Source organism: uncultured Campylobacter sp. (genome assembly GCF_938015785.1).
Classification (GTDB): domain Bacteria; phylum Campylobacterota; class Campylobacteria; order Campylobacterales; family Campylobacteraceae; genus Campylobacter_B.
Window position 1 is genome coordinate 1 of the sequence record NZ_CALLWC010000055.1, and the last position, 6,172, is coordinate 6,172.

Here is a 6,172-nt window from a genome sequence, read left to right on the forward strand (position 1 = left end):
GGTCAACAATATCCCTATGTTAAATGCCGATATTGTAACAGGTATATCTTTGATGCTCGGATTTATTGCATTCGGTATCAGTCTGGGATTTAAGACGATTCTTATAAGCCATATAACTTTTAATATTCCATATGTATTGCTTTCTGTAATGCCGAAGCTTAAGCAGACCGAGAGAGTTACATATGAGGCGGCTCTTGACCTTGGAGCTACGCCTCTTGCGGCATTTTTTAAGGTGGTATTTCCTGATATATTCCCGGGAATAATATCAGGATTTTTACTTGCCTTTACAATGTCACTTGATGATTTTATAATAACATATTTTATTAGAAATGTCAACATAATTTTTATTGTTCCATGTACCTTAATAACTAATGAAAATTTTGAAATTTTATAAATTTAAAAAGTCCATAAATTCCGGAAATTTTAAAATTTTGCAAATTTTGAAATTTTGTAAATTTTAAAACCCAGTAAATTTCGCCTTTTATAGGCTCGCCATCTCCTCGGCGCGTGCGAGAAGCTGCTTTGCGCCCTTTTCGATAAAAGCGCGCGCGAGCTCTGCGCCTACGTTTTGGTATTGCGATTTTTGCGCGACGATGCTTTGGCATATGCTCTCGCTGCCGTCGGGTAGGCCCACGATCGCGCTTATGTGGATATTTTCGCCGTCAAGGCGCGCGTTGATGCCGATCGGCACCTGGCAGCCGCCCTCTAAAACCCTGACAAAATCCCGCTCCACGGTCGTTTCGATGATCGCGCGCTCATCTTTTAAAAACTCTATCGCGCGCAGGATTTGCGGCTCGTCCACTGCCTCGATGCCTAGCGCTCCTTGCCCCATCGCAGGGATCATCTGCGAGACCTCAAAAGGTGCTACGTACTTTACTTCGGCGCGTAAATTTAGGCGGTTGATGCCCGCCATCGCTAAGATGATCGCGTCGAATTCTCCGTCTTTAAGCTTTCGCAAGCGAGTTTGGACGTTGCCGCGCAAGGAGATTATCTCTAAATCGGGGCGCATGCTAAGCAGCTGCATCTTGCGGCGAAGGCTCGTGGTACCGACTTTTGCGCCGCGGGGTAGCTCGCCGAATTCGGCGTATTTTTCGCTAATCATCGCATCGCGCACATCCTCGCGCGTGCAGATCGCCGCTAGCACGAGCCCCTGCGGAAACTCCACGGGCACGTCCTTTAGACTATGCACGGCGATGTGTGCTTCGCCGCGAAGCATGCTCTCCTCAAGCTCCTTTGTAAAAAGCCCCTTGCCGCCGATCTTTGCAAGCGGCGTGTCTAAAATTTTATCGCCTTTGGTTTTCATGCTTTTTAGCTGCGCTCGGATGCCATGCGCTTCAAGCAGCGATGCGATGTGCTCGCTCTGCCACAGCGCAAGCACGCTGCCGCGCGTAGCGATGATCAAATTTTTCATTTTTCCTCTCCTATGCTTTTTCGAATCTCGATTTCGTTCTCCTCGATCACCTCTACGTCGATTACGTCGTCGCTTGCGCGGCTGCGTCGCCAAAATTTTCGCTCTCTTTTTTCGGAATTTTCGCTGCTAGCGTTAAATTTAGGCACGTCGCTGGTGACGCAGTAAAATGACGCGGTGATTATGCAAACGCCTAAAATATCGCTGAAAATGCCAGGCGCAATGAGAAAGACGCCGCCTACTACGAAGCCCACGCCGCTTAAAATTTCTTTCGGTGAGATTTTCATTAGATTAAAAAAGCCCATCCACGAGCGGTTTGCTACGACGTAACCGCCTAAAATCGCGCTTATGACGATCTCTACTGCGTATGCCGCGAAGCCGTTTGCGCTTACGAAATAATAGGTCGTAAATGCTTCAATTATCAGATATGGAACGATCAAAAGCCTAAACATATTTTTCCTTGAATCATCACTTAAGCCGCGCCTTTTTAAAGACGCTAAAATTTAATCGCGGATTTTAGCAAATTCCGTCTGAATTTTTAATGTATCGCAAGAGTCCCTCGCAGCCGCGCTTGATATCTGTGTAGCAGCGCTCAAAATCGCGCGTGTAGTAGGGATCTGCGATTTGTAGGCGTCGGGGATGGGTTAAATTTGAACCGGCGTCTTTTAAATTTAAGTCGGTTTGTTTTAGTGCGCCTTTAAAATTTGGCGGATCGCAGTCTGTAAAATTTTCCCCTGCAAATTCCAAAAGAAATTTTACCTTAGCCATATCCTTGCCGCGAAAAATTTGCCCCAGCGAGCGCATATTTTCATCATCCATGCAAAGTATGAGATCGTAGCGCTCGTAGTCTGCGGGCGTGACCTGCACGGCGCGATGCGCTACGAGCGGTACCTTTTGCTCTTTTAGCACGCGCTGCGTTTCGTAATAGGGCAACGAGCCGATCTCGTCGGCGTGCGTCGCTGCAGAATCCACGCTCACGCGCGCACTTAGGCCGCTTTGATTAATGAAATTTTGCATCACGGACTGCGCCATCGGCGAGCGACAGATGTTGCCGTGACAGACGAAAAGTAGCCTCACACGCGCCTACTGCGTGATGATGTCGTAGTTTTTCGGGATTGTGGGCTTAAAGATCGCCTCATTCACCGGCGCGTTTTTGCGGACGTTGCTTAGATTGATGACGACTTTATTATCCATTTTGTCGGTGTAGCTGATTTTGCTCGGCAGATCACCCTTTAGCTCGATGAGATATTTCACGTCGTCGAAGCTCGCCTCATAAACGCCGTTTTTATTGGGCTTTGCGTTCGCTAAAATCGCCGTTAAATTTGGCGTTTCTTTGATATTCGTGACGATGGCCTGCTCGAGTTCGGGCTCGATTACGACGACCTTTGTGAAGCTAAAAAATATATTTTTTATCGTAGGGGTCTTGTAATGCCACACGGCGTGCTCTTTCGTGGCACTAAAATCGCCGCCGTAGCTGATTTTCGCATCGTCGCTCTGCACGGTTTGCGAAAAATTTGCGCTCAGAGTGTTGAATTCTATCCCACCTGCAAACGCAAAAACGCAGCTTGCCGCTAAAGAAATAAGAGTTTTTTTCATAAATTTTGCCTTTATTATTTGAAAATTTGCGCGTATTATAGCCGTTTTTCTAGGATTTAATTAAATAGAAACTAAAAATATGTTAATATGCGCGGTTAAAATTTTAAAACTAAGGTTCAAGATGTTTAAAAAGGTCATCCACGGGATTTTTGGTACTAAAAACGATAGGATCGTCAAACAATACGCCAAGCGCGCAGCGCAGATCAGTGCGCTCGAGGAAAACTACGCGTCGATGGACGATGCGGCGCTTAAGGCGGAATTTGAAGCGTTAAGAGCGCAAGTTCGCGCGGGCGAAAAGAGCACGGATGACGTGCTTAACGAAGTATTTGCTATCGTGCGAGAGGCTGGCAAAAGAGTACTAAATATGCGACACTTCGACGTTCAGCTGATAGGCGGTTTGGTGTTAAACGACGGCGCGATTGCTGAGATGAAAACGGGCGAAGGAAAGACCCTCGTAGCGACCTTGGCAGTAGTGCTAAATGCGATGGAGGGCAAGGGCGTGCATGTCGTGACCGTAAACGACTACTTAGCTAAGCGCGATGCCGCGCAAATGGGCGAGCTATATGAATTTTTAGGGCTTAGTACCGGTGTGATCGTAGGCGGAGAATACGATGACGCCAAGCGCAAGGCTGCATACGCGTGCGACATCACTTATGGCACAAACAACGAGTTTGGCTTTGACTACCTGCGCGATAATATGAAATTTAGCGCGGATGAAAAGGTGCAGCGTGGGCATCATTTCGTAATCGTCGATGAAGTAGATAGCATCCTGATCGACGAAGCTAGGACGCCACTTATCATTTCAGGTCCTACGAATCGCACTTTAGACGGCTACATCAAGGCAAACGAAGTAGCTCGCCAAATGATCCGCGGCGAGGCGCCAGCCGATCCGAAAGGCAAGGCGACGGGTGATTTTACCGTAGATGAGAAGAACCGCGCCGTTTTGATTACGGAGGCAGGAATTTCAAAAGCCGAGAAGCTTTTTGGCGTCGATAACCTCTATAGCCTTGAAAATGCCGTGCTTAGCCACTACCTTGATCAAGCACTTAAGGCAAATTATCTATTTGAAAAGGACGTACACTACGTCGTGCGCGACGGGCAGGTCGTAATCGTGGATGAATTTACGGGGCGCCTGAGCGAGGGTCGCAGATTTAGCGAAGGCTTGCATCAGGCGCTTGAGGCAAAAGAGGGCGTGCAGATCCAAGAAGAGAGCCAAACTCTTGCCGACATTACCTTTCAAAACTACTTCCGTCTTTACGAAAAACTCGCTGGTATGACGGGTACGGCACAGACGGAAGCAACGGAATTTTCTCAAATTTACAAACTCGAAGTAGTCTCTATCCCTACGAACGTGCCGGTTATCAGAAAGGATCAAAACGATCTTATCTACAAGACCGAGCGCGAGAAATTTGACGCCGTCATAAACGAAATTAAACGGCTAAATTCCAAAGGTCAGCCCGTGCTCGTGGGCACGGCGTCGATTGAAAAGAGTGAGAAGCTGCACGAGCTTTTGGTCAAAGAAAATATCGCGCACTCCGTGCTAAACGCCAAAAATCACGAGCGCGAGGCGCAGATCATCAAAGACGCGGGCGTAAAGGGCGCAGTTACGATCGCCACGAATATGGCGGGACGCGGCGTGGATATCCGCATAGACGACGAAGTGCGCGCTTTGGGCGGGCTGTATATTTTAGGTACCGAGCGTCACGAAAGTCGCCGTATCGATAATCAGCTCCGCGGTCGAAGCGGACGTCAAGGTGATCCGGGCGAGAGTAGGTTTTTCTTAAGCTTGGAGGACAATCTACTTAGAATTTTTGGCAGCGACAAGATCAAAAATATCATGGATCGCTTGGGTTTAAAAGACGGCGAACATATCGAATCAGGCATGGTTTCGCGCGCCGTAGAAAATGCACAGAAAAAGGTAGAGAGCTTGCATTTTGAAGCGCGTAAAAATATCCTAGAATACGACGACGTCGCAAACGAGCAGCGCAAGACGATCTATAAATATCGCAACGAGCTTTTGGATCCCGACTACGATCTGAAAGATAAAATCATCCAAAACCGCGAGGAGTACATCTCTAGCGTGCTTGAGGAGCTTGAAATTTTCGACGGCGCAAATATCAAAGAGGTCGATAAATTCCCGATCGTCGCCAAAATCGCTCAAGAAACGGGCGAGGTACTCGAAAACAGCGAGCTTGAGAAGGTCGATGATTTCAAAGAGCTGAAAGAAAAGATCATCGGCGCGCTTGCCGTTTCGTATGAAAACAAGATGGCGCCGATCGATCCGCAGCAGCGCAAAAGTATCGAAAAGATGCTTTATTTGCAGATCGTCGATCGCGACTGGCGGGAGCATCTGTATCAGATGGATATCCTAAAGGCGGGCATCGGACTTCGTGGCTACAACCACAAAGATCCGCTTACCGAGTATAAAAAGGAGAGCTACAATCTTTTTATGGAGCTTGTAATGCGCCTCAAATCCGATAGCATCCGCTTGCTACATTCGATCCAGTTTAAATCTAGGGAGGAGATCGAAGCTGAGCAACGCGCGATGCAGGAGCGCATGGAGAGCTCAAACGCCAAAGAACTCGCCGCCGCAAGCACGAATGAAGCGCAGCTAAATGGCTCAGACGAGTTTGGCGATAAAAAGCCTAAGCGAAATGATCCTTGCCCTTGCGGCAGCGGCAAAAAATACAAAGACTGCCACGGCAAGGGCGGTCCGAAAAAAGGCGGCTTTGCAAGGTAAGCGCGACGATCGGTCGTAAATATCGCGCGATCGGTGATTTCGATTGCGAGTATTGCGCAATTGGCGCTTCTCGACCTTGCTTTTGTATTTAGCGGATCGGTCGAAGGCGAAAGGCGCCATAAAATTTTAAAGGGGAGTTTGATCGCGAGGCGGCGTGGATGGCGCGCAAAGCTGCGCGATGGGGCGGAATTTTAGTTTTGAAATTTTAAAATTTCAAAGCGCACTTAGTGCCTTTGGCTACTTGTTTTCGCAGCGCCGTTACAGTGCGCCGTGCGGCAAAACGCAAGCCAATCAGCGCGTGATACTTAAATTTAGTGCGCGGCTAGGATACTGCGCGGCATTTGAAATTTTAAATTTATGCGATTGCGGGCGAGCTTGCAAGCAGACTCCGCCTTTAAATTTTTAAGAATTTCAAAATTCTAAAAGAT

At 47.9% G+C, this 6,172-nt stretch carries 7 protein-coding genes; 3 read left to right on the top strand and 4 right to left on the bottom strand.

Annotation, left to right across the window (positions count from 1 at the left end; all coding sequences use genetic code 11):
• The coding region (locus tag Q0393_RS08200) for an ABC transporter permease (RefSeq protein WP_298979346.1) at positions 1-394 on the top strand (394 nt) is incomplete at its 5' end.
• An 87-nt stretch (positions 395-481) separates the two neighbouring features.
• Here the strand turns inward: Q0393_RS08200 and hemC are convergent.
• From hemC to lolA, 4 genes are all read right to left on the bottom strand, one after another.
• Positions 482-1,411: a hydroxymethylbilane synthase gene (gene hemC, locus Q0393_RS08205; RefSeq protein WP_298979347.1), complete on the bottom strand. Its 930-nt coding sequence runs from the start codon at positions 1,409-1,411 to the stop codon at positions 482-484.
• Entirely contained in the window at positions 1,408-1,860 is a 453-nt protein-coding gene (locus Q0393_RS08210) for an FxsA family protein (RefSeq protein WP_298979348.1), read from the bottom strand. The genes hemC and Q0393_RS08210 overlap by 4 nt, the downstream gene beginning before the upstream one ends.
• Before the next feature lie 64 nt (positions 1,861-1,924).
• A complete protein-coding gene (locus Q0393_RS08215; protein ID WP_298979349.1) occupies positions 1,925-2,485 on the bottom strand; it encodes a low molecular weight protein-tyrosine-phosphatase in 561 nt (186 codons plus the stop codon).
• A 6-nt stretch (positions 2,486-2,491) separates the two neighbouring features.
• On the bottom strand, positions 2,492-3,004 hold the full coding sequence (gene lolA, locus Q0393_RS08220; RefSeq protein ID WP_298979351.1) for a LolA-like outer membrane lipoprotein chaperone: 513 nt from the start codon (positions 3,002-3,004) through the stop codon (positions 2,492-2,494).
• Positions 3,005-3,125: 121 nt separating this feature from the next.
• On the opposite strand from lolA, the gene secA reads away from it, so the two are divergent.
• Positions 3,126-5,744, top strand: coding sequence for a preprotein translocase subunit SecA (gene secA / locus Q0393_RS08225; RefSeq protein WP_298979353.1), 2,619 nt, complete (start codon positions 3,126-3,128; stop codon positions 5,742-5,744).
• Between the two features lie 154 nt (positions 5,745-5,898).
• Positions 5,899-6,150 carry a hypothetical protein gene (locus Q0393_RS08230; protein ID WP_298979355.1) on the top strand — a complete coding sequence of 84 codons (252 nt, stop codon included), beginning with the start codon at positions 5,899-5,901 and terminating at the stop codon, positions 6,148-6,150.
• Positions 6,151-6,172 lie beyond the last annotated feature (22 nt).

Excerpts from the sequence above, each read along its gene's own strand:
- hemC (WP_298979347.1), bottom strand. The coding sequence starts at position 1,411 with ATGAAAAATTTGATCATCGCTACGCGCGGCAGCGTGCTTGCGCTGTGG.
- Q0393_RS08210 (WP_298979348.1), bottom strand. The coding sequence starts at position 1,860 with ATGTTTAGGCTTTTGATCGTTCCATATCTGATAATTGAAGCATTTACG.
- lolA (WP_298979351.1), bottom strand. The coding sequence starts at position 3,004 with ATGAAAAAAACTCTTATTTCTTTAGCGGCAAGCTGCGTTTTTGCGTTT.
- secA (WP_298979353.1), top strand. The coding sequence starts at position 3,126 with ATGTTTAAAAAGGTCATCCACGGGATTTTTGGTACTAAAAACGATAGG.